Source organism: Komagataeibacter saccharivorans, assembly GCF_003207825.1.
In the GTDB taxonomy this organism is placed as follows: domain Bacteria; phylum Pseudomonadota; class Alphaproteobacteria; order Acetobacterales; family Acetobacteraceae; genus Komagataeibacter; species Komagataeibacter saccharivorans.
In genome coordinates, this window is record NZ_NKTY01000011.1 from 26,400 (window position 1) to 49,955 (window position 23,556).

The 23,556-nt window shown below is 61.4% G+C and carries 21 protein-coding genes and 1 other annotated feature; of the genes, 13 read left to right on the forward strand and 8 right to left on the reverse strand.

Going from position 1 to position 23,556, the window contains the following annotated elements:
* Position 1: 1 nt before the first annotated feature.
* The gene (gene exbB, locus CFR79_RS08205) at positions 2–712 is read right to left on the reverse strand and encodes a tonB-system energizer ExbB (RefSeq protein WP_110547557.1); all 711 of its coding nucleotides are present in this window, start codon (positions 710–712) and stop codon (positions 2–4) included.
* Positions 713–1,655: 943 nt separating this feature from the next.
* Between exbB and CFR79_RS08210 the strand changes: the two genes are divergently transcribed.
* Entirely contained in the window at positions 1,656–2,339 is a 684-nt protein-coding gene (locus CFR79_RS08210; protein ID WP_110547558.1) for a sulfotransferase family 2 domain-containing protein, read from the forward strand.
* Positions 2,340–2,711: 372 nt separating this feature from the next.
* Positions 2,712–2,873 (forward strand): hypothetical protein, encoded by a 162-nt coding sequence (locus tag CFR79_RS15865; protein ID WP_180967461.1) that lies wholly within the window; start codon positions 2,712–2,714, stop codon positions 2,871–2,873.
* Positions 2,874–3,010: 137 nt separating this feature from the next.
* Here CFR79_RS15865 and CFR79_RS15870 read toward each other — a convergent pair whose 3' ends face one another.
* Positions 3,011–3,289: a hypothetical protein gene (locus tag CFR79_RS15870; RefSeq protein WP_181417401.1), complete on the reverse strand. Its 279-nt coding sequence runs from the start codon at positions 3,287–3,289 to the stop codon at positions 3,011–3,013.
* A gap of 560 nt (positions 3,290–3,849) precedes the next feature.
* Positions 3,850–4,050, forward strand: a sequence feature (23S ribosomal RNA rRNA prediction is too short).
* A 159-nt stretch (positions 4,051–4,209) separates the two neighbouring features.
* Here CFR79_RS15870 and CFR79_RS08220 point away from each other — a divergent pair.
* From CFR79_RS08220 to CFR79_RS08250, 7 genes are all read left to right on the forward strand, one after another.
* The gene (locus CFR79_RS08220; RefSeq protein WP_110547598.1) at positions 4,210–5,352 is read left to right on the forward strand and encodes an MFS transporter; all 1,143 of its coding nucleotides are present in this window, start codon (positions 4,210–4,212) and stop codon (positions 5,350–5,352) included.
* 67 nt (positions 5,353–5,419) lie between these two features.
* Entirely contained in the window at positions 5,420–5,764 is a 345-nt protein-coding gene (locus CFR79_RS08225; protein ID WP_110547560.1) for a DUF952 domain-containing protein, read from the forward strand.
* A 136-nt stretch (positions 5,765–5,900) separates the two neighbouring features.
* The gene (locus tag CFR79_RS08230; RefSeq protein WP_110547561.1) at positions 5,901–6,956 is read left to right on the forward strand and encodes an NAD(P)-dependent alcohol dehydrogenase; all 1,056 of its coding nucleotides are present in this window, start codon (positions 5,901–5,903) and stop codon (positions 6,954–6,956) included.
* A gap of 102 nt (positions 6,957–7,058) precedes the next feature.
* On the forward strand, positions 7,059–8,294 hold the full coding sequence (locus tag CFR79_RS08235; protein ID WP_110547562.1) for a NupC/NupG family nucleoside CNT transporter: 1,236 nt from the start codon (positions 7,059–7,061) through the stop codon (positions 8,292–8,294).
* Positions 8,295–8,320: 26 nt separating this feature from the next.
* Positions 8,321–9,265 carry a nucleoside hydrolase gene (locus CFR79_RS08240; protein WP_110547599.1) on the forward strand — a complete coding sequence of 315 codons (945 nt, stop codon included), beginning with the start codon at positions 8,321–8,323 and terminating at the stop codon, positions 9,263–9,265.
* 116 nt (positions 9,266–9,381) lie between these two features.
* Entirely contained in the window at positions 9,382–10,143 is a 762-nt protein-coding gene (locus tag CFR79_RS08245) for a 2-keto-4-pentenoate hydratase (RefSeq protein WP_181417402.1), read from the forward strand.
* A gap of 26 nt (positions 10,144–10,169) precedes the next feature.
* Positions 10,170–11,111, forward strand: coding sequence for a 2-hydroxyacid dehydrogenase (locus CFR79_RS08250; protein WP_110547564.1), 942 nt, complete (start codon positions 10,170–10,172; stop codon positions 11,109–11,111).
* 9 nt (positions 11,112–11,120) lie between these two features.
* On the opposite strand, the gene CFR79_RS08255 is transcribed toward CFR79_RS08250, so the two are convergent.
* Positions 11,121–12,113 (reverse strand): LLM class flavin-dependent oxidoreductase, encoded by a 993-nt coding sequence (locus CFR79_RS08255; protein ID WP_110547565.1) that lies wholly within the window; start codon positions 12,111–12,113, stop codon positions 11,121–11,123.
* A gap of 229 nt (positions 12,114–12,342) precedes the next feature.
* Complete coding sequence (gene panS, locus CFR79_RS08265; protein WP_282759807.1) at positions 12,343–13,341, reverse strand: ketopantoate/pantoate/pantothenate transporter PanS; 999 nt, start codon at positions 13,339–13,341, stop codon at positions 12,343–12,345.
* A 288-nt stretch (positions 13,342–13,629) separates the two neighbouring features.
* Here panS and CFR79_RS08270 point away from each other — a divergent pair, with 288 nt between their 5' ends.
* Positions 13,630–15,630: an N-acyl-D-amino-acid deacylase family protein gene (locus CFR79_RS08270; protein ID WP_258373474.1), complete on the forward strand. Its 2,001-nt coding sequence runs from the start codon at positions 13,630–13,632 to the stop codon at positions 15,628–15,630.
* 9 nt (positions 15,631–15,639) lie between these two features.
* Here the strand turns inward: CFR79_RS08270 and CFR79_RS08275 are convergent, their stop codons facing one another.
* Positions 15,640–16,503, reverse strand: a complete 864-nt coding sequence (locus CFR79_RS08275) for an aminotransferase class IV (protein WP_102323699.1) — start codon at positions 16,501–16,503, stop codon at positions 15,640–15,642.
* A 307-nt stretch (positions 16,504–16,810) separates the two neighbouring features.
* Between CFR79_RS08275 and CFR79_RS08280 the strand changes: the two genes are divergently transcribed.
* Entirely contained in the window at positions 16,811–17,989 is a 1,179-nt protein-coding gene (locus tag CFR79_RS08280) for an OprO/OprP family phosphate-selective porin (RefSeq protein WP_258373475.1), read from the forward strand.
* Between the two features lie 47 nt (positions 17,990–18,036).
* Here CFR79_RS08280 and CFR79_RS08285 read toward each other — a convergent pair whose 3' ends face one another.
* Positions 18,037–18,234: a hypothetical protein gene (locus tag CFR79_RS08285; RefSeq protein ID WP_102323701.1), complete on the reverse strand. Its 198-nt coding sequence runs from the start codon at positions 18,232–18,234 to the stop codon at positions 18,037–18,039.
* Positions 18,235–18,328: 94 nt separating this feature from the next.
* Positions 18,329–19,282, reverse strand: a complete 954-nt coding sequence (locus CFR79_RS08290; RefSeq protein WP_110547568.1) for a hydrogen peroxide-inducible genes activator — start codon at positions 19,280–19,282, stop codon at positions 18,329–18,331.
* Between the two features lie 142 nt (positions 19,283–19,424).
* On the opposite strand from CFR79_RS08290, the gene ahpC reads away from it, so the two are divergent.
* Both ahpC and ahpF read left to right on the forward strand, forming a co-directional pair.
* The gene (gene ahpC / locus CFR79_RS08295; protein ID WP_102323703.1) at positions 19,425–19,988 is read left to right on the forward strand and encodes an alkyl hydroperoxide reductase subunit C; all 564 of its coding nucleotides are present in this window, start codon (positions 19,425–19,427) and stop codon (positions 19,986–19,988) included.
* A gap of 77 nt (positions 19,989–20,065) precedes the next feature.
* Positions 20,066–21,646, forward strand: a complete 1,581-nt coding sequence (gene ahpF, locus CFR79_RS08300) for an alkyl hydroperoxide reductase subunit F (RefSeq protein ID WP_110547569.1) — start codon at positions 20,066–20,068, stop codon at positions 21,644–21,646.
* 46 nt (positions 21,647–21,692) lie between these two features.
* Here the strand turns inward: ahpF and CFR79_RS08305 are convergent, their stop codons facing one another.
* Positions 21,693–23,246, reverse strand: coding sequence for a glucoamylase family protein (locus tag CFR79_RS08305; protein ID WP_181417403.1), 1,554 nt, complete (start codon positions 23,244–23,246; stop codon positions 21,693–21,695).
* Between the last annotated feature and the right edge of the window lie 310 nt (positions 23,247–23,556).

Here is a 23,556-nt window from a genome sequence, read left to right on the forward strand (position 1 = left end):
CCTATTCCGCCGCCGCGCGGGCATCGTGCGACTGTCCGCCAAGGCGCACGATATTATCCTGCGCCATCAGCATGTGCATGCGGCCCAGATCGCGTGACACCAGACGCATGACCAACGCGGTAAGGTCCGCCACCTGCGCGCGGCATGACGCCGTCTGGCGGGCAAGGTGGTTGTAGATCACCACAGCCGGAATGGCCGCGACCAGCCCCAGCGCCGTGGCCAGCAGTGCCTCCGCAATGCCGGGAGCCACCACGGCGAGGCTGGTGGCCTTGCTCGCCGCAATGCCGGTAAACGAGGTCATGATCCCCCAGACCGTGCCGAACAGGCCAATGAAGGGCGACGTGGCGCCGATGGTGGCAAGCAGTCCGGTGCCCCGCATAAGGCGGCGCCCTTCGGCAGCTTCCAGTCGTTCGAGATGCAGGACAATGCGTTCTTTCAGCCCTTCGCCATCATCAGGAATGTCCCGCGAACGACGGCGTTCGGTCTCCGCAGCCATGACCAGCGTGTGGGCGATGGAAGAATTTCCGCGCGTCCACTCTTCGCCCAGATCCAGCGTGTTGGCCTCCTCCAGCGATTTTTCCGCTTTGTGGAGTGTGAGACGCACGCGCAGCAGTTCGACGGACTTGGCGATGAAGATGGTCCAGGTCAGCAGCGAAGCCACCGCCAGCAGGATCATGACGCAGCGGACCACGGGACCGGCACTAAGGAACATCTCCCACGGGGAGAAAGAAATCGGGGTCACAACTGACCTCCCTTGACAGACGGTGTGCGGCACCAGAACCAGCGCCGCCGGGCGCGGCGTGTCATGGGCGGGTGAATTAGTAATGAATGTGATAATTAATCGCAACATGATTCAGCATAAGACCCATCCATTTTATTGTGTCATAATCCTTCAGGACTGCGGAAAATGAACAGGCCATTCACCGTGAAATAGCGGTCATCACGCCATACGATGACCCGTGGCGCCTGTGCATGCGTCTGGTCAGCGTCCTTACGGGGCGCCAGTCGGCTGCACGGGCCGGTGGAAAGATCGGTGGTGCTGAAACGGAACGCTTTCCCTGCTTTCGCACCCGCAGCGGAGCATTGTGCGGATCAGGATATTTGCCGAGCCGAGAACATCGCGCAGGGCGGGCGATCCCCCGTCAGGCCGTATCGTTACGGATGAAGGCTATATTCCGATCGGTATGGGTGGTGGCGCACGCAGGGAGACCACCGGTTGATGTATATGGAGCGGGTTGGGGACCTGCACGTCGCTCTGCCCGCAGTCATGGACTGTTCCGATGGAAAAGCCTTTGAAATGATATGGCTGGCATTCTACCCTGGTCTCTGACTGCCGCTTTCGGGGCGACCTGGGGTCGTATGCAGTTGAACGGTAGGTTATCCGTGCGGCGGAAGGGTTCTGCGTAAGGGAAACGGGACCGTAGCCCGATGGAAAACGCGTGCGGTGTCCCTGCCCTGTCGTGGCCTTGCCCGACTGGTTGGGGCAGCCACCATTGTCTGGTTAGCTCTGGTAAATGGGCCGGTCAGTCATGGCAGAGGCCGTTCTTTGTCCGGGCTGTTTCAATCCGTTTCCTTTATTCACACACCGTACGTTTCCGCGGCAGATGATGCATCGTGGTCCTCGGGGACCCGCCTGCCTATCGGAACCGTTTTTCATGCAGACGCTTTTGCAGCCCGTGGTTCGTGTCAAGATGTCCAGCGACGTGCATGAACGACTGGCGGAACTGCGAATTCCCTACCCGCCCGGACCAAAACGGCAGCGCCGTGCGGCCATGGTGCGTGAACGGGGCGTATTCTTCCTTCACATACCCAAGAATGCCGGAACATCCATAACCCGTGCATTGTACGGCATGGATGTCGGGCATGAAACGGTCCGGTATTTCCAGCATCGGATGCCTGATCTGCTGCGTTTTCCCTCTTTCGCCATTCTGCGCGACCCGGTGCAGCGTTTCCTTTCGGCCTGTCGATACGCGCGGACGGGCGGTGGTGAAACGCGGCAGGTGGCCCGGGGCTTCCGGGCGCATTACATGGGGTTACGTGATCTGGACGACGCGCTTGATCTTGTTGCGCAGGCGCGGCGAACATACGAAATCGACCATATTTTCCGTCCCCAGACATGGTACCTGACTGACCGGGATGGACACATTGCGGTCGATCGCCTGTTCATGCTGGATGATATGAAGGGCATTCAGGACTTTGTGGCGGGATATACGCCTGTCGCAATCAGGCAGATGAATGGAACGGTCAATAAAGGCGAACTGCCCCGGCCCGACCAGATCGAGCGGATCAGGCAGATTTACCGGGCTGACTATGATCTCATCGCCCGTATCCGGCACTGAACAGACCTCACTTCCGAAAAAAAACCAGTGGCTCCGGTCCTGATGTGATGGTCACGTTACTTGGCGTAGGGGAATTCTGTCCTATTCCCGGATGATTGTTGCATGGCTTGTGTTCTTCCTGTCGGGCATGGATATCGTTCCGGCCCATGCGAAGGACGTGTTTACGCACGGGCACGGCAGGCGGATGGAGGGCAAGGTTAGCGGATTTTGGAAAAAATACCGATGGCTGTAGTGGCAGATCGGCACCCGGTAACGGGCAATGTCTTTTTCAGGTATCCCTGTCTTCATATAATTATCACACTCGTTGGGGATGGTTTTTGGTAAGGCATTTACGCCTGTGCTTCTGCGGGCTTTTTCAGAGGTTTCCGGATCATGAACATAAAATCCGATTCCACCCCCAAACCCCGTAAAGAGCCGCATGAAGAATGGCGCGAAGCCCTGATTCATGCCTGGAAAAACAGACGCGGCTACGTGCGGACGCACGAAGGCGTATCTGCCATGCCGGAAGAAGGATTTATTTACGACGAACCCTGACCTGCACAGTAATCGGATACCTGACCTGTGTTTTTGTCGGGTGTGTCATGATGCATTCCGTTACAATTGGTTGGTCCCTGAACACTTTATTTATTCTGTTCGATATTTTAGACTAAACCTGACTGATTTGAGATGAATCAGCTTATTAAGAGGATATTAATTACATGAAAAAAGCACTCCTTTTCGCTGCCGCTCTTGGTCTGTCCCTGCCGGTTGTGGCGCATGCGGATGACAACACGGAATCCCGTCACCACGGCCATCATGGTGAACACGGCGGCCACCACGGCAACCGTAGCGAAGGCGACAACCAGAACAGCGATAACGGCGATCGTTCGCAGGGCAACGAGCGTGGTGATCGCGGCGACCGCGGCGAGCGTGGCGGTGAGCACGGTGAGCACGGTGAGCACGGTGAGCATGGCGAACACCGCAATCAGGACCAGCAGTAATCTGCGGTTGTAAAACCAGAATAAAGGGGCACCCGTTCAGGGTGCCCCTTTTTTTGTGCGCGCTGGCAATGCGATCTGGTTATCGCGGTCAGTTCTTTCTTCTGTTTTCAGATGTTCATCTGTGACTGCGCTCGAGATGAAATATACATGAAGTCATTTCAGGACTGTTCCCTCCCCTGCCCCTTCTGACTGCCGGATACGCTTCAGCCGGATGGCAAAGGCCAGTCTGACAAGGCACGGGTGATTACAGGGCCGAAAGGACTATGGACTGCGAACCGTCGACAGGCCGAGTATAAAGAATACGGTCTGCTACAAGTGATGGAATATATCGGATTTTATTAAATAAGTTATTTTAAATGGAAACGGTAAAAATAATAACATTTTTATTTTTATAATACTATTATCTTATTCCGCAATTCCAGACTCGTCAGGGTGATGATGTCATCTGATGCGTAATCGGCACGGACATGCACTCGGATACGGCATAGCCCTCGTTCTGCCCGGTATCCGTAACGCAGGCGATCGGCTTTTTCATAGAGCAGGCATGTTGATTGGGGCGGTTGCCGCCAAAGTGTAACGGAGGCCCGTGATGGTGGGTTCAGGCTGGTCGGAAACCGGCTGCCGAGTGCAATGGCATAAGCCCGCCTGACTGTGTGCGTGACAGTTCGATCGGAGATGCAGGTCAGCATTATTTTCGGTCATGAGAGCAGCATTGAAGCGGTCGGGATTGACCAGCGACATGGACTGCCACCAGTGTTTTTCCAGTCTTTGCGTAATTGTGGGCATCATCCCCTTTTCGTGCCGCGGTGATAACGCTAAAGCGGCCACGCACGGCCTGTCGGAAGATGGTCATGTGCTATCTTCTTCATGCCCGTCAGGTGTCTGTGATTATGTTGCGTATCGTCCTGCTCTCCATGGGAGCATTCGTGTGGGGTGTGACCGAACTCCTGCCCATCGGCCTTCTGACGGATATTGCACAGGGGTTGCAGGTCTCCGCTGGCAGTGTGGGACAACTGGTCACGGGGTATGCATGGATGGTGGCGCTGGGTGCCATACCGCTTACGCTGCTGACCTCCGGCGTGGACCGGCGCGTCATCATGGTCGGTCTGCTGGGCCTTGCCGGGGTGGTGGACATCGCCTGCGCGTTCATCACCAATTATGCGCTCATGGCCGTGCTGCGGGTGATACTGGCGCTGGGGCATGGCATTTTCTGGTCGATCATTGCCGGTGTGGCGGTACGGCTGGGGCCGGGCCTGCCGGTCGCGCGGGTTACGGCATGGGCATTCAGCGGTGTTGCGGTCGCCATTGCCGGTGGCATTCCCCTGGCTTCCGCCATCGGGCAATGGCTGGGATGGCGTGCGGCCTTTGGCGTTTTCGGGGTAATGGCCTTTATGGTCATGGCGGGCATGATGGTGCTGCTGCCGCCGCTTCCTGCGCAGCGCAGGCATCTTGATGTCATGCAGTTGCTGCGTCAGCCACGGCTGCGCTATATCGCCGTGCTGACGGCACTGGTGGAGATGGCCCAGTTCACGGCCTATACCTACATCGTCCCCCTGTTGCAGGCCATTCCGCACAGTCCGGAAACCCTGCTGCCGCTGCTGCTTCTGGTATGCGGGGTTGCCGGGGTTGCGGGCAACTGGCTGGGCGGTAACCTGCCCTATTCCGCCGGGCGGACCATCGGGTTTGCCGTGGTGGGGCTGTTGGCCAGCCATGCGTTTCTCATGCTTTCGGGCTGGTTTCCGGCTGCGGTATGGGCCGATATGGCGGTGTGGGGGATTGTTACGGGCGTGTTGAACCTCAGCCCGCAGAGCTACGCCATCGAACTGGCCCCGGACGAGCGGGAAGCCGCGTGTTCCTTTTGCGTATGCGGCTTCAATATGGGCATTGGCGCGGGCGCGCTGTGTGGGGGTGTAGCGTTATCCACCACCGGGGCCTATGCCGTGGTGGGGGGCAGCACGGTCCTCGCGCTGCTGGCGTTGCCTGTCCTGCGGATGGGCAGGCGCTTTGCCATTCCCCGCCAGATGGGCCATTGAAAGGCCCGTCTTCCGCCAGTAGCGGGAAAACAGGGGCGGCTCAGGCCCCGCAATCAGGAAAGGCGCCATGGCTGACCGCATCGTTTACAAGATCCTGACCTCCGCCGAACATGAGATTTTCGAGCGTACGGGAAGTTTTTCCGGCTCCCCGGCCGATCTGGCGGACGGGTTCATCCATTTTTCCACCGAGGCACAGGTTCCCGGTACGCTGGACCGGCATTTCAGCGGGCAGAGCGACCTGATGCTGCTGGCCGTTGACTGCGGCCTGCTTGATCCCGCCGCCATGCGGTGGGAACCGGCACGGGGCGGCCAGCTTTTCCCGCATCTGTATGCCGTGCTGCCGTGGGGCGCGGTCGTGGCCGTCTGTCCCGTTACGCGCGATGCAAACGGGCAGGTGCAACTGCCGGTGTGAAGGGCCGGCGGCGATCACGGCTGCATGAGCGTGCTGTCCCTCCCCTCGACAGAAGGGGCGGCCTTCTGTTCACAATAGGGAAATCGTATGCCCCGGCGCACGCCCGGCGTGGCATGTCAGGAACGGAGAGTCAGTCATGTTTTCATGCGTAGGTTACGCGGCCACCGCTGCCGATGCGTCCCTTGGTCCCTTCGCGCTGGACCGCCGCGATCCCGGCCCCGAGGATGTGCAGATTGACATCATGTATTGCGGTGTCTGCCATTCCGATCTGCATCAGGCCCGCAATGAATGGCACAACACCATTTTTCCCTGCGTACCGGGGCATGAAATCGTCGGGCGCGTGACACGCGTGGGCCCGTCCGTCACCCGCTTCCGCGCGGGCGAACTGGTGGGGGTTGGCTGCATGGTCGATTCCTGTCGGGAATGCAGCAGTTGCCGTGCGGGGTTCGAGCAGTATTGCGAGGTAGGATTTGTCGGCACCTATAACGGGGAGGACCGGCAGGGGCGCGGCATCACCTTTGGCGGATATTCCCGCGCGATTGTGGTCGATCAGGCTTTCGTGCTGAAGGTGCCCGAAAAACTGGACCCTGCTGCTGTCGCCCCCCTGCTGTGCGCGGGAATCACCACCTATTCCCCCCTGCGCCACTGGAAGGTCGGGCCGGGCCAGCGTGTGGGGATCGTGGGGCTGGGTGGACTTGGCCATATGGGCGTGAAATTCGCCCGTGCCTTTGGCGCGGAGGTGGTGCTGTTCACCACATCCGCCAGCAAGGTCGCTGATGGGCTGCGTCTTGGCGCGCATGAAGTCGTGCTGTCCAAAGATCCGGAAGCCATGGCGAAGGAACGCGGTCGCTTTGACTTCATTCTCGATGCTGTCGCTGCCGATCATGATATCAATGCCTATCTGGACCTGCTGCGCCGCGACGGTACGCTGGTGCAGGTGGGCGCGCCGGAAAACCCCCTGCCCGTTTCGGTTTTCAGCCTGCTGATGAAGCGTCGCAATTTCAGCGGCTCGCTGATCGGCGGCATCCCCGAAACGCAGGAGATGCTGGATTTCTGTGGCGAGCATGGCATCACCGCCGATATCGAGATGATCCGCATGGATGAAATCGAGACCGCCTACGCCCGTATGCTGCGTTCGGACGTGAAATACCGCTTCGTCATCGACATGGCGACGATGCCCGAAACGGCCTGATCCCAACCCCGCCGGTTGACGCGGCGGGGGATGATGTTACGCTGATACAACTACTTGCCAGAAAAACCTGTTGCCAGGTCCGGCGCTGTCAAAGGTTGGTTCATGCATATCCGCGGATGTATCGGCATTATCGTCCTGATATGCATCGGCATCGCATTTTCCACCGACCGCAGGCATATCCGCCCCCGCATTGTCATGGCATGCCTGCTGCTGCAGGTCGCCATAGGCTTTGTCGTGCTGCGTGTCCCCATGGGGCAGGCAGCGCTGCGGATCATATCGACCATGGTGACGCGCCTCCTGTCCTACGGCGATCAGGGGGCGCGTTTTCTGTTTGGCCCCCTTGTGGGGCCGCGTATGCGCGACCTGTTTCCCGATGGGGGCTATGTCTTCGCGTTTCAGGTACTGCCATCACTTGTCTATGTCAGTGCGCTGATCGCAATCCTGTACCATTGCGGGGTGATGCAGGCGTTCGCGCGCATCTTCGGGCGCGCGCTGCAACGGCTGCTGGGCACGTCACCCGTGGAATCCTTTGGGGCGGTCATCACCATTTTCGTGGGCCAGAGCGAACTGCCGGTGGCCCTTGGTCCCTACCTTGCCGCAATGGACAGGACGGAACTGTTCAGCGTGCTGTGCAGTGGCGCTGCCTCGGTATCGGGGGCGACACTCGTGGGGTATGTGGGGCTGGGTATTCCGGCGGATTATCTTGTGGCTGCATCCTTCATGGCGATACCGGGCGGCCTGATGTTCGGCAGGATACTCGCGCCCCGTGGGCCGGAAAACCGGACAGGTTCGATTGACGCGGCGCGCGGCGCCTATCACCGCGCGTTTTTCGAGGCGGTGATGGAAGGCGCCCTCAAGGGTGCCCGGACCGCCCTTGCGGTCGCGGCCATGCTGGTTGCCTGCATCGGCCTGATCGCGCTGGTCAACGGTGTATTGCAGGCGGCGGGTGGCGTGGTCGGGATCCCCGCCTTGTCACTGGAATACCTTATGGGTTTCGTGTTCGGGCCGCTTGCGTGGCTGCTGGGCGTAAGCGGGCGTGAATGCGGCGCGGTGGGTTCGGTGCTGGGGCTGAAGGTGGTGGTGAACGAATTCGTCGCCTACGCCCGGCTCGGCCCCGCCATTCAGGCGGGCCATCTGTCCCATCAGGCGGCGGCCATTGCATCCTTCGCGCTGTGTGGTTTTGCCAATCTCAGTTCGGTCGGGTTACTGGTCGCGGCGTTTGGCAGCCAGTGCCCTGACCGGCGCGAAGAAGTGGCGCGCAGCAGCGCACGCGCCGTGCTGGGTGGCATGCTGTCGAACCTGACGAGTGCCGCCATAGCCGGTATCATCATTCAGTAATGCTTAATTTCTACCGGAACAGGACGATGGCCGACAGGCGCAGGATCATAATCGATACGGACCCGGGGCAGGATGATGCCATCGCCATCATGCTCGCCCTTGCTTCACCCGAACTGGATATTCTGGGGCTGGTCAGCGTGGCGGGCAACGTGCCGGTACGGCAGACGGCGGCCAATGCGTGCAAAATACTGGAACTGGCCGGGCGGCGGGACATTCCCGTTCATGCCGGTTGCGCGCGTCCCGTCCGGCGCGATCCGGTAACGGCGGAACACGTGCATGGCCAGACCGGCATGGATGGCCCCGCCCTGCCCGAGCCGACCCTGCGCCCCGCAGCGCAGCACGGCGTGGATTTCCTGATCGATACGATCCGCGCCCATCCTGACCACACTGTAACAGTCGTCACGCTGGGGCCGATGACCAATCTCGCCATGGCCGTCATCAAGGCCCCCGATATCGCAACGCGGGTGGAACGGGTGGTGTCGATGGGCGGCGCCTATGCGGAATGCGGCAATATTACCCCCAGCGCCGAATTCAACATGTTCGCGGACCCTGATGCTGCCGATATCGTCCTGCGCAGCCGGATGCCGCTTACGCTTGTGCCGCTGGATGTCACGCACCGCTTTCTGGTCACGGCACCGCGTCTGGATCAGTTGCGCGCGTTGCGGGGTCGATGCGCCGGGGCGGCGGCGGAAATGCTGGGTTTTTCCGGGCGCTTCGATCTGGCGAAATATGGCTGGGACGGCGCGCCCCTGCATGACCCCTGCACGATCGGCTGGTTACTGGCCCCGGACCTGTTCACCGGGCGGGAGGTCAATGTCGCGGTCGAGGTCGCCAGTCCGCTCATGCAGGGGGCAACGGCAGTGGACTGGTGGCATGTAACGGACAGGCCACGCAATGCGCTGTTCCTGCGTGATGTGGACAGCGATGGCCTGTGGTCGCTGCTGTTGGACCGTCTGTCGCGCCTGCCATAAGCCATGGCCGGTGCGGGTCTATCCCGCGTGGGTGGCGTGGCTCAACGTCGGGGGATGTGTCATCTTGCGGAACCTGTCATCCGCCCTTTCCCATTTCACGCAGGAAAATGACTTTCATGCCGTCTTCGTCCCCTTCCTCCCTTGTTGACCTGCTTGTAGCCATCCGTCGCGGCGACCAGCCGGCACCTGCGGGGGTTGATGAAAGCCTTGTCCCGGCGGACATGGCGCAGGCTTACAGGGTGCAGGATGCGGTGGGGCGGCATATGGGGCCGATTGGCGGGTGGAAGGTTGGCGCTTCCGGCCCGGATGCGGAACCTGCCTGCGCGCCCATTCATACCGGTACGATCTTCACTGATGGCGCGACCGTGCCGCATGCGCTGTGCCGGTATCTGGGGGTGGAAGCCGAAATTGGCTACCGTTTCGCCCGTGCCCTTCCACCCCGTGATGGCGAATGGACGCGCGATGAGATTCTGGACGCGATCGGCACCATTCATCCGGTTATCGAGATTCTGGATACCCGTTTTGAAAAACCGTCCTCCCAGCCTGCGCTGGTGCATGCCGCGGACCAGCAGAATCACGGGGCGCTGATTGTGGGGCCGGGCCGGGCCGACTGGCGCGCCATTGTCCCCCAGACCGAACGCGTGATCCTGCGCATTGATAACGATGTGCGCGTGGACCGGATTGGCGGTAACGCCGCAGGCGATCCGCTGCGCATGCTGGTATGGCTGGCCAATCACGCATCGCGTCGCGGGATCGGTATTGGCAGGGATGTGATTGTCACAACGGGGTCAACCATGGGTACTCTCTTTGTCGCTCATGGCACGGATGTCGATGTCAGCTTTGCCGGCCTCGGCCATGTGCGCACCCATCTGGCCTGAACGGCCCCTACTGGAAGGCATGACCCATGAAGCCTGAAATCCTGCTGCTGGAACCCATGATGCCGGAAATCGAGCAACAGCTTGATGCGGCCTATACGGTCCATCGTCACACACCCTCCGCAACGCTGGCCGCGACACTGGGGGATGCGGCGGGCCGGATACGGGCGGTTGCGACCGGCGGCGGGACGGGCGTGCCCGATGCGGTCATGGATATCCTGCCCGCCCTTGGGCTGATCGCCATAAACGGGATCGGGACCGACGCCGTCAATCTGGATCTGGCCCGGCAGCGGAAAGTGCATGTCACGACCACCCCCGGTGTCCTGACGGATGACGTGGCGGATATGGCGATGGGGCTGATCCTGTCGCTGCTGCGGGGCCTGCCTGCCGGGGATCGTTACGTGCGTGCGGGGGAATGGGGCAAGGCACCCGGCCCGACGCTGGGCCGCAAGGTATCGGGGCGGAAGCTGGGCATTCTGGGCATGGGGCATGTGGGGCAGGCCATTGCACGCCGGGCCGGGGCGTTTGGCATGCCCGTCGCCTATACCGACCTGCGTGACCTGAATCTGGAAGGCTACCGTTTTATCCCCGACCTCGCGGCGCTTGCGGCGGATAGTAGCATTCTGGTGGTCGCGGCATCCGGTGGGGCGGGATCACGGCATCTGGTCAGCCGACAGGTTCTTGATGCACTGGGGGCGGACGGGTTCCTCATCAACGTAGCCCGTGGTTCGGTGGTGGATGAGCAGGCCCTGAGCAGTGCGCTGGAAGCGGGAACGCTTGGCGGTGCGGGTCTGGATGTGTTCGAGCATGAACCCGATGTGCCCGAATCCCTGCGCACCAGCCCGCGCACGGTGCTGCAACCCCACCGCGCCAGCGCAACGGTGGAAACCCGGCTGGCGATGGGGGATCTGGTCGTACGCAATCTGGCTGCCTATTTTGCGGGCCAGCCCCTGCCTACACCCGTTATCTGACGGGCCAGCCTACAGCGCGGATCGCAGCGCCGCCGTCAGTTCCAGCGAATGACGGCGCTGCGCGTGATCGAACAGGGGTACGGCGGTCAGCAGTTCATCAGGCCGGTAACGGGTCATGAAGTCCCGCAGGGATGGTGCAATCGTGTCCACCGATCCGGCAAAGGTAAAGGCCAGCGCGTGGTCCAGCATGGCCTGTTCCGCAGGTGACCACAGGGCTTCATGCGTGTCATGCGGGGGCGGAAAGGCAATGGGCCGTCCCCGGCGCAGGGCGACGAAGTATTGCTGTAGCGACGTGGCCAGGCGCTGTGCCCCGGTCGCATCATCGGCTGCGATGATGTTCACGCTCAGCATCACATGGGGCCGGGGGCAGCGTTCCGATGGTTCGAAACGTGCGCGGTAAAGGCTGATTGCCTCCTCCATCTGCGCGGGCGCGAAATGGGATGCAAAGGCATAGGGCAGGCCCAGACGTGCCGCCAGAACGGCGGAAAAAAGCGACGATCCCAGCAGCCATACCGGCACGCGCAGTCCCGCCCCCGGTATGGCACGGACCCGATGGGTGTCATTTTCGTCCATGGGTTCGAAGTAATGCAGCAGTTCAACCACATCTTCCGCAAAGCGGTCCGGTGCGTGCGGGTCGCGGCGCAGGGCGCGCGCCGTGTGCTGGTCCGCCCCCGGCGCACGGCCCAGCCCAAGGTCGATGCGACCTGGAAAAAGCGTTTCCAGCGTGCCGAACTGCTCGGCCACCATAAGGGGGGAATGGTTGGGCAGCATGATGCCGCCTGCCCCCACGCGGATGCGCTGTGTCGCGGCCGCGACCTGTCCGATCAGGATCCCTGTCGCGGCGGAAGCAATGCCCGGCAGGGCATGGTGTTCCGCCAGCCAGTAGCGATGAAAACCCAGCCCGTCCGCCAGTTGCGCCAGATCACACGTGTTGCGCAGCGCATCAGCCACGCCTGATCCGCGTGTGATGAGGGAGAGGTCAAGAACCGAAAATGGAATCACGCAGGGTCCCCTTCAGCATGGCAGGACAGAGTGGGTGCGCGGGCATGCTGCACGGCGGAACCGTACACAATCCCTTACGTTGGGTCAGCAGGCATTTTGTGGAGTATATCCCATGCTGACCCTTCTTGTGATCTGCCTGCTCATATTCGCCATTGGCGGGGGCGGCTATGGTTTCCGTTCTGGTTGGTACGGGGGTGCCAACAGTCCGGGGCTTAAGGGGATCGGTCTGTTACCGATCCTTTTGCTGGTTATCGCGCTGTTCCTTCTGTTCAACATGCCCGGCACCAGCAATGCCCCGCTGCCCTGACCGCCCGGAACCGGCTGGACCGGGAGGTCGCCCCGCCCAGATGGCGGCCAGGGCCGAGCCGGAAATATTATGCCAGATCGAGAATACGGCCCCCGGCAACGCCGCCAGCGGGGAAAAATAGACACGTCCCAGCGTTGCGGCCAGTCCGGAATTCTGCATGCCGACCTCCAGCGCCAGCGTGCGGCATACCGTTTCGTCAAAACCCAGCAGACGGCCACCCCAGTAACCGCCCAGCAGCCCGATTGCGTTATGCAGCACCACGCCCACCAGTACCAGCGGCCCCACCGCCGCAAGGGATGGCCGCACACCGGCGACGATACTGCCGATGATGGTCATGATCGCCACCATGGCCACCAGCGGCAGGACCGGTTCGATCCGGCGGATCGTGCGTGCGCATGATGCGTTGACCACCACCCCGGCCAGAACCGGCAGGGCGACGATTTCCACAATGCTGCGGAACAGGCCCCAGCTATCGACCTGCACACCGGCGGAGACATACAGACGGGTCAGCAGCGGGGTGGCGACAATGCCAACCAGTGTGGAAAGCGTGCTGATACTGACCGATAGCGCCAGATCGCCACGTGACAGATAGATCATGACATTGGATGCCGTGCCGCTTGACACGCATCCCACCAGCACCATGCCGGTCGCAAGCATGGGGGGCATGCCCAGCAGATGCGCAATGGCCCACGCCGCCAGCGGCATGACAAGATAATGCAGCGCCACACCGGCCAGCACCGGAAGCGGGCGGCGTGCGATCCGCGCGAAATCCCCCACCGTCAACGTGACACCCATGGTGAACATGATGAAGGCCAGAAGCGGCGTGATCGCCGGTGTCAGCGCCACGAACGGGGCGGGAAACAGCACGGCGCAAAGCGAGACAAGAACCGCCCATACCGGAAAAAGGCGCGTCAGGCTCACAGTGCCGCCCCCCTGTCCATCCATCGAGTTTTCAATTTCGTGCCCTTCACTTCCTGTTGCCAACGCATGAGGGGGCCATTTACCCCCATGGGGTCCGGTTTGCATACCTGCCTGCGTATCATCTGCATGGGTTCATCAGCAGACGGGACTGACGGCCTGGGGCAGGATTGTGGGGAACCAATCCGGTGCCAGGGTGTTTCAGCCATATGCATTCTGGCCCGCGCGACAGCGGTTCAGCCTTCAGTATTTCCGCCATGCCCGACCATGGCATAAAGTGTGGAGGCATAGGTGCCCGATACCATTTATCGCAATGCCCTTTTCTTCGATGGTACGGGATGTGAGCCTGTCGTAACCGACGTGGCGGTTTCCGATGGCCGGATCAGTGCAATCGGCATCGGGCTTGAAGCCGATGAAAGCACCCGGCAGGTCGCCTGCGGCGGGTTGTGGCTCATGCCCGGCCTGCTGGATATCCATACGCATCTCGACCTTGAGCTGGAACTTGCCCCTGAACTGCCGGAAGTCGTGCGCCATGGCACGACTGCGGTGGTGATTGGCAACTGTTCCATCGGCGTAACCTATGGCAACCAGCGCCGGGACGGGGAAGACCCGATCGTTGACTGTTTCGCCCGGGTGGAAAACATGCCCAAAAGCGTGCTGGGCAAGGTGGCCGATACCTGCACATGGACTGATTCGCAGCAGTATCTCGACCATCTGGGTGGGCTGGCGCTTGGTCCCAATGTCATACCCCTTATTCCCCATTCCATGTTGCGGGTCGAAGTCATGGGGTTGCAGGCGTCCATCAACCGCAGGCCCACCCGGCGCGAACGCGCAAGCATGGAACGTCTGCTTGATGCGGGCATGGCGCAGGGATATGCCGGTTTTTCAACCGATGCCCTGCCCTTCCATTTTCTGGCGAACAGCCCGCACAAGAAAAGCCGGATTCCAACGCAGTACGCAGGCTTCCGCGAACTGGCGCGGTTGACCGGGGTGGTGCGGCGCTATGGCCGCGTATGGCAGGCGACGCCACCCAAGGACAATATTTTCGAGGCATTCCGCAGTTTTCTGCTGACTAGCGGTCGCCTGTTTGGCCGCCCCCTGCGCACGACGGTGCTGGCCATTCTCGACCTGCATACGAACCGTGCCGCGGTGAAGCTGTGCCTTATGCTTTCGGCCATCCTCAATTCCCGCCTTCTGGACGGGATGTTCCGGTTTCAGGTCCTGTCCGGCACGTTCCGTATATGGAGCGACGGGGCAATAAATCCGCTGGCCGATGAAATTCCCGAACTGCGCGCCCTGAATGAATGCGAGCCAGAGGACCGGGCCGCGCGGGCGCGCATCCTGAATAATCCGGAATGGATCGCATCATTCCGGCATATGTGGCTCAACGGCAAGAAAGGTCTGTCGCTGGCCCGGCTGCGCCGCGTGCTGCGGCAGGAAGAAACGGTGCTGACCCGCAGGCTTGCGGATATGATGGTCAGCGAATGCCCGTTGGACAACTGGTGCGATCACACGCTGGATGCCCCGTATCAGCGCCTGTTATGCTGGCAGGAATCCGGCGGCCAGCTTGGCGCGGCGACCTCGGCTGAAGCGCGGTTTTTTGAAACCTTTCCCAATCCCATATGCGATGACGCGGCCTTCATCGTGCATCTGCTGCGGCAGTGGGATACCGACCTGCGATGGGAAACGACGATTGCCAACCGGAACCCTGCCGTACTGGAAAAACTTCTGTTCCATCCCCTGACCCTGCCGGGGTTCAATGATAGCGGTGCGCATCTGGCCAATATCGGTTTTTATGACGGCAACCTGCGTTTCCTCAAAATAGCCCAGAAACAGGGATTGCAGAAGGTGGCGCAGGCCGTGCATCGGCTGACCGGCCTGCCTGCGGAATTCTTCAACCTCAATACGGGCGTAGCGAAGGTTGGCGCGCAGGCGGATCTGTGTCTGATCGACCCCACGGCCCTGCGGCAGTGGAATCCGGAACGAACCTATGAATTCGTCTATCGCAGCCAGTTGGGCTGTCGGCAGGTCATCAATCGCCCAAAAGGCGTGGTGCATGAAGTCATGATCGCGGGCAGGACGGCATGGCGTGACGAAGAATATGTGCCCGATTTTGGACAGACGCAGTTTGGCCGCGTCCTGAAGCCACAGGACCATCCCGATGAACAGATGCGCGATGCTGCGGCACGGGCTACGGCGGAACAGAACCCCGATATGAACCCGCTGGACAACGCCGTCCGCGCCAGGGTGCGCGCGACCTACCAGAACGTGGTCATGCTTCTGCCGCAGTAGCCCTGCGCTTCAGCCGCCGATGGGGGGCAGGCTGTCTATGTAGTTCAGGTAAAGCTGCTGCAGCCGCTGCGTGGTTGCGCCGCGCTGTCCGTTTCCGATCGTGCTGTCCCCGATGCGGACAACCGGCATGACAAGGCTGGTGGCACTGGTCAGGAACACTTCAGGCGCGGCAAGCAGCGCGTCCACGGTTATGGTCTCTTCACGCACGGTAAGCCCCGCCTCGCGTGCAAGGATCATCACACGGTTGCGGGTGCAGCCGGGTAGCAACTCGTGTGAAAGGGCACGGGTAACGACGTCACCCTGTGCTGTCACGATGAACACATTGGCCGAGGCCCCTTCGGTCACGCCCGTACTGTCGTAAAAAATGGCGTCCTGCCTGCCATGAGCCATGGCGGCCTTTTTCGCCATGACCTGTGGCAGCAGCATGATGGTCTTGATGTCGCGGCGCAGCCAGCGGATGTCGGGCACCAGATCAACGGCGATGCCGGATTGCAGCGCAGGTGCCGCCAGCGCGTCCTTTTCCTGCGCAAGGATCAGCAGGGTCGGGCGCGTGCTGGCCTCACCCGTGAAGTTTCGTTCCCCCGCGCCGGACGTGATCTGAAGGTAGATGAAGCCGTCTGTTATGGCGTTGCGCGTGATGATTTCTGCTAAAATGGCGGGCAGTGCCGCGCGTTCCGGCGGGACGGGAATGCCGGTTTCACGCAGCGAGCGGTCAAGGCGGCTGAGGTGGCTGTCCAGATCGACCAGCCTGCGCCCTACAACCAGCCAGACTTCATAAATCCCTTCGCCAAACAGGAACCCGCGATCGAAGGCGGACACGGTTGCCTGTTCAGGCGGCAGGTAACGGCCATTGAGAAACAGTTCACCCGACATGTGCGCCTTCCTTTGCGTCAATGGGATTGCCCCCTGATACAGGGAATGAAACCGAAAAAACAGGGAGCCAGACCGTAATCATTACGCAATGATCCAGTGGTTGCCATAGCTCCACGCGGTCGGCTGCCATGCCCGGTCTGCGCGCCTGTGCGTTCTTCTCCCCCCTTGCGTGTTCACCACGCGGCAACACCCCCCTTCAAAGATTCGATACCCCTGCCCGCGCTGGCCCCGTGTTATGACTGTCAGCCTTGTGAAGCCAGTGATGGGAGCGTGGCCCCTTTTGTCGTGTCGGTTACAAACCGGTTTTTTGGTTTGCCTGTCCCTGCTGGGTCCGTGTGGTATCGCGCATGGACAAAGCATTCCCGCAATCACCCTGCCCGGCATTATCATCCGGCCCTATGCCACGGACCAGCTTGATGTAGGCGGCTTTGCCCATGCCGCGCCCCAGCAGCCCGGAACCGGCGCCCGTGGCGCACGCCTGCGCAATGGCGTGCGGATGGATATTCACAAACAGGTGGAAATTGGCGCGATATGGGATGCGGGCCCCGCGCCCGGCGGGCCGATGCGCCTGTTTGAAGGACAGGTTTCCTATATCGGGCTGAAGCATTTCGTCTTTACCGCCGGTATTTTCAAACCCAGCTTCGGCCTTGAATCCATGCAGGCGCAGGGGGATACGGTCTTTGTCGAACGGGCCAGCATTTCCACCCTTACGCGCAATCTGGCTACAGGCATTGAACGGCAGGCCGTGCAGGCTGAATCCTATGGCAGGCGCTATCATGTGGCCCTTTCCGCCACGGGCGGCACCGCAGGGCCCGGCGAAGATGGCAACCAGCGCGCCATGGCGTTCCGTCTGGTGGGGCTGCCGGTGCGCACCCGCTCGGTCCTGCTCCATCTGGGTGTTTCGGGGGAATGGGTGTTCCGGCCCGCATCCGCCCGCAACGCCAGCCCTGCCCTGTCCTTTGCCGATACGCCCGAAATGAATACGGGCACCGACGCGAAATACCTTGGAACCGGAAAAATCGCGGCAGACAGCGCCGGAGCGTTCGGCATGGAGGCCGCTCTGGCATGGAAAAAGCTGCTTTTCCAAGGGGAAGGATACGATATTCTGGTCAACAGCCATACCGGCAGCAGCGGCAGGCAATTACAGTTTCACGGATGGTACGGCCAGCTTGCCTATACCATCAACGGTCAGCCACGCGCATGGAAGGGACGCACCGCCGCCTTTTCATCGCCTGTGTGCGACCGCAGGCAGACCGTATTGTGCAATGGGTATGGCGTGCTGGAAGTAGCGGCCCGCTATTCCCATGCGAACCTGGATTCAGCCCCGATTTCGGGGGGCAACCAGCAGGTCGGCACGCTGGCGGTCAACTGGTGGCCCACGGCGATCGTGCGCATGACGATGCAGTATGAATACGGGCAGGTCAGCGGTGGCCGGAATCCGGAACATTTTCATGGCATCATGTCGCTGTTCCAGATCAAGTTCTGATGTGTTCCCGCGCGCCTGGGCGCGCGGGTATCTGTAACCGGGCGGGATTAGCGGCCCCCCATGCCCCCTCCGGGATAGGGACCACCACCCTGACGCCCCGGTCCGGGTCCGCCGCCATAGCCGCCGCCGTAATGGCCATCCTGATAATAGCCGTCACGACCGCCATGGTGGGGATGGCCGCCGTAACATGCGGCCAGCGCGGCGCTGATCGCCACGACGTAAAGGGTCCTGATGAAAGGTTTCATGTCTTCCTCCTGCAACTTGAAGACGAACGTTGCAGCGCAAGGAAGGTTTGATTGCGGTTAAATCCTGGCGGGAATGCGGCTGCGTGGGGTGGGTTCAGGCGTCAGTTTCCGGTGCGGCCGGGTCTTCGCTTGCGGCCCGGCACCCTTCGGGCACGTTTTCGCGCAGGAAGTGGGCGAATTCGTTGAAGGCGGCGGCCCGCGGGTCTGTCGTGCGCCAGACAAGCCCGATGGTGCGCCGGGCTTCGGGAATGGGGACAAGGGAAATCAGGTCCGACCACTCGCTGCGGTTGCGCAGCGCAAGACGCGGGATGAGGGAGTAGCCTTCCCCCGCGCCGATCATGTGCCACAGCATTTCAAGGCTTGCGGCAAGACGCTGGTGGTCGCGTTGCAGGGGCATGCCACACAGCGCCAGTGCCTGATCGCGCAGGCAGTGCCCGTCTTCCAGCAAAAGCAGGTCCGGTCCCTGCAGGTCCGGCATGGTCAGGCCCGGACGTGTGGCCAGAGGGTGCTCGGCGGGAAAGGCGGCCACAAACGGCTCGTCGAACAGGGGCACGCAGTGAAAATTATCGCCCTTGACCGGCAGGGCCGCAAAGACAAGATCCAGTTCATCATGCCGCAGGGCGTCCAGCATGATGTTGGTCAGGCTGTCGGTCAGTTGCAGTTTCAGTTGCGGGTAGGTCCGGCGCAGCAGCGGCAGCAGGCTGGGTACGTAATACGGGCCAAGGGTTGCTATGACCCCCATGCGCAGCACCCCTTCCAGCGGGCCGGTCTGCACGCGGGCGGCTTCGATCATCGCACGGGCGGCGGCCAGCACGTCGCGGGCACGGGCGATCAGGCGCGCGCCATCCGGTGTCAGCGTGACGTGGCGGCGGGAGCGTTCAAACAGCACGATACCCAGCAGCCCTTCCAGCTTGCGCACCTGTTCCGACAGGCCGCCCTGGCTTACCCCGCAGCGTTCCGCCGCGCGGGAAAAGTTACGCAGGTCATCAACCGCCACCACATATTCGATATCCCGTAGCGACAGACCGGAAAGGGGAATATACGTCATGGGTATAGATAGGACCGATTCCTGTCTGTTTGTAAAATGGTTTTACCGATTACAGCCATTGACAGAAACTGTTTCCCCGCATTTCGTGTTCGTGGGACAACAGGCCCGTCAACATTGACAGTGCAAGCAAGGAGAATTCCACATGGCACGCATCAATTCGCCACTGAAGCCTTTTGAAACCGACGCCTTCCACAACGGCCAGTTCATCAAGGTGACCGATGCCGACGTGAAGGGCAAATGGTCCGTATTCTTCTTCTACCCCGCCGACTTCACGTTCGTCTGCCCGACCGAGCTTGAGGATCTGGCCGACAACTACGAGACGTTCAAGAAGCTGGGCGTTGAAATCTATTCGGTCTCCACCGACAAGCATTTCACGCACAAGGCATGGCACGACACGTCGCCGGCCATCGGCAAGATCCAGTACGTCATGCTGGGCGACCCGACCGGCCAGATCGCGCGCAACTTCGACGTGCTGATCGAGGAAGCAGGTCTTGCCGATCGCGGCACGTTCCTGATCGATCCGGAAGGCAAGATCCAGTACATCGAGATCACGGCAGGCGGCGTGGGCCGTAGTGCCGCCGAACTGATCGACAAGATCCAGGCCGCGCAGTACGTCGCAAGCCATCCCGGTGAAGTCTGCCCGGCGAAGTGGAAGGAAGGCGCCGAGACGCTGACCCCGTCGCTGGACCTCGTCGGCAAGATCTGATCCCGACGGCGGTGGCCCGAGCCTGCGGGACCGGGCCACCGCGCTTCACCTTTTCAGGAAAAGCGGAGTTCACTCCCATGTTGCAAGACACCATCAAGACGCAGCTCAAGGCCTATCTGGCAGACCTGGCGCACCCGGTCGTGCTGGAGGCATCGCTCGACAGCAGCCCGAAATCGCGTGAGATGCATGAATTGCTGCACGAGGTCGCCGCCCTTTCTGACAGGGTGCAGGTGTCCGAACAGGGCGAGGCCACGCGCCGCCCCTCCTTCGTCATCAGGCGCGATGGGGCGAAAACCGGCGTGACATTCGCCGCCATCCCGATGGGGCATGAGTTCACGTCCTTCGTGCTGGCGCTGTTGCAGGCCGGGGGCCACCCCCCCAAATTCACCGATGACCAGATCGCCCAGATCCGCGCGCTGCCGGGGCATTACAATTTCGAGACCTATGTATCCCTGTCCTGTCAGAACTGCCCGGACGTGGTGCAGGCGCTCAATGCCATGAGCGTCATCAACCCCAACATCCATAACGTCACGATTGACGGCGGGCTGTTTCAGGACGAGGTCACGGCAAGGAACATCATGTCCGTGCCGCAGGTCTACCTCAACGGGGAACTGTTCGACACCGGGCGGATGGATATTACCCAGATTCTGGCCAGGCTGGACGCCAATGCCCCCAAACGTGCGGCGGAGCAGCTCAGGAATGTCGCACCCTTCGACGTGCTGATAATCGGCAGCGGCCCTGCGGGCGCTTCCGCCGCGATCTATGCGGCGCGCAAGGGGCTGCGCACGGGGCTGGTGGGCGAGCGCTTCGGCGGTCAGGTCATGGATACCGAAGGCATCGAGAATTTCATTTCGGTCAAGGAAACCGAAGGGCCAAAACTGGCGGCTGCGCTGGAAGCACATGTGCGGCAGTATGATGTGGAGATCATACCCGCCCAGCGCGCGGCGGAACTGTTTCCGGCGGTAAAGCCCGGTGGCCTGCATGGGGTCGCGCTGGAAAGCGGGGCGATCCTGCATTCCCGCACGGTCATCCTTGCCACCGGCGCGCACTGGCGTCACCTCGGCGTGCCGGGCGAGGAGGAATACCGTAACAGGGGCGTGGCCTACTGCCCGCATTGCGATGGCCCGTTCTACAAGGGCAAGCGGGTTGCCGTGGCCGGTGGTGGCAACAGCGGCGTGGAAGCGGCCATCGACCTTGCCGGTATCGTGGCCCATGTCACGCTGCTGCAGCGCGGATCACACCTGAAGGCGGACAAGGTGTTGCAGGACAAGCTGCACAGCCTGCCCAATGTCACCGTCCTGACCGAGGCCCTGACAACGCGGGTGGAAGGCAACGGCCGGAACGTGACTGGCCTGACCTATCGCGGCGGTGACGGCGCGGACCACCATGTCGATCTGGAAGGGGTATTCGTCCAGATCGGCCTGCTGCCCAATACGGACTGGCTGAAGGGCACGGTCAGGCTGAACGATTTCGGTGAAATCGTTGTGGATGACCATGGCACGACATCGGTGCCCGGTGTCTTTGCGGCGGGTGATGCGACCACCACGCCGTACAAGCAGATCGTGATCGCCATTGGCGATGGCGCGAAGGCGGCCCTGTCCGCATTCGATTACCTGATCCGCGTGCCGGTGGCGGAAGAAAAGCGCGTCCCCGCCTGATGCAAAACGGGGCCGGGGGATAGTCGCCCCCTGCCCCACCGGGCGGCTACGAATGCCCGGCCGGATTTGCCGCCGTGCGGTCCGGGCTGGCGTGGTCCTGCGCAACCTGTGTGGATGATGGACGGTTCGGGACGTTGGCTGCGGTTGTGGTGGCGGGCAGCCAGCCGCCTTCAAATCCCGCACGTTCCATGCCGGTGCGGATATAGGGGTTGCGCTTCATCACGTTCCAGACCAGTCCGCTGCGCCAGTTCTCGATCATAAGCAGGATGGGCCCCTGATCTATCCCCAGATATTCGTTATCCGACCAGAAGGACTGGCCGGTGCGGAAACTGGGATTGAAAGCGTCCACAAAACCATAACGGCCATAAATGCGCTCGCCGTAGCGGGCTTTCATGTTCTGTAGCGTCGGCAGCACGATTTCGGGGGCGAAGGCGATGGAGCCTGCCGCGGCGGTGGGGGCCACGGTGCCATCATCCTGCGTGTAGTCACGGCCCGCGCCACGGGCGGAATAGGACAGGAAACGCCGGCTCTGGCCATCAATCGGCTGCGTGGTGTCACCGGGGCCGTCACAGGCGGTCAGCCCCCACATGGTCGGCCCGTAATCGTGCCACTTACCCGGATTGGCGATGGCGTAAGCCTGCTGCGCATAGACCGCGCGGCGGCTGTTTTCAAAATAATCAATCCGCTTTGCGCGCGCCCATGCGTCCTGCACGCCCCGGAAATCAATCCATGCGTGGCTGTACTGGTGGCCGAACAGGGGTGCGAAGTTCAGGAATGTCTGGCCATAATAATCGCCCCATCGCCGGTCATTGGTGGCAAGCCATGCCTGCCATGATGCCGGGGCCAGCGGGTGACTGGGTGAGCCGAGGCCAAGGATATAGGCCATCATGCCTTCGCTGTACCCTTCCCAGTAGCTGGGTATGAACTGGTGTTCGGGCGACCAGCCCATGCTCAGCCGGTTATCGGGGCGGGTGATCCACTGCCAGTTGACGCGCCTGTACAACTGGTCGGCCAGATCACGTATCTCGTGCTCGCGCGGGGTATCGTGGTCATAGAAGGATTGCGAAAACAGGATGCCCTGCATCAGCAGCGCCGTGTCGATGCTGGACAGTTCGATGTCGCGGTTGAAGCGCTTACCCGTCTCCCGGTTCAGGAAATGGTAGTACAGGCCGTTATATCCGGCTGCATCATCCTCGCTGTCATTCTGCGGGCTGCGCATGAGATAGCGCAGGGTGACAAGCGTGCGGTCAATGGCCTGTTCACGGGTGATGTAGCCACGGGTCACGCCTATGCCATAGGCGGTCAGGCCAAACCCGATGGAGGCGACGCTGCTGAATGTCTGGCCGGAAGGATAGCGGTCGGGAACCAGCCCCGTTTTCGGATCACCTGCATCCCAGAACCATTGAAAGGTCCGGCGTTCGAGATCATCGATCAGGATGGTATCGGCGCGGCTGGCTGCGGCCGGTGCGGCGGAAGGGGTGCTGGCGCTCGTGGTGGCTTTTGCGTCAACCGCGTGGGCCGGGACGGATGCAAGGGACGCGCCATATAACAATGCCGAAATGAATACAGCCGCATGTTTCCCCGTTTTGCGAGGGTACAAAGCTTTCGTCTCCTGCCGGTTGTCCGGCCTTTATGATTTGAGATCCGGGCAGAATGCAATATCCCCGCGCCCGCAGGGCAGCGACATGAACGTTGCAAATTGTGACGGAGATCGTCGTGCAGTCCACAAAGCCGGATCATGCGGTCCGGTGCCCTGCCCCCTGTCCATCATTGCCGGGCGCGGACGAAAAAAAATGTTTTCTAATGAAATCAGGATGTTCCGTCCGGTGCGGCCTGTATCTTCGCCATGCAGGCACCGGTATTTTCGATGGATCGGTCGATAACACGCCAGTTTCTGTGCGCTGGCTGAC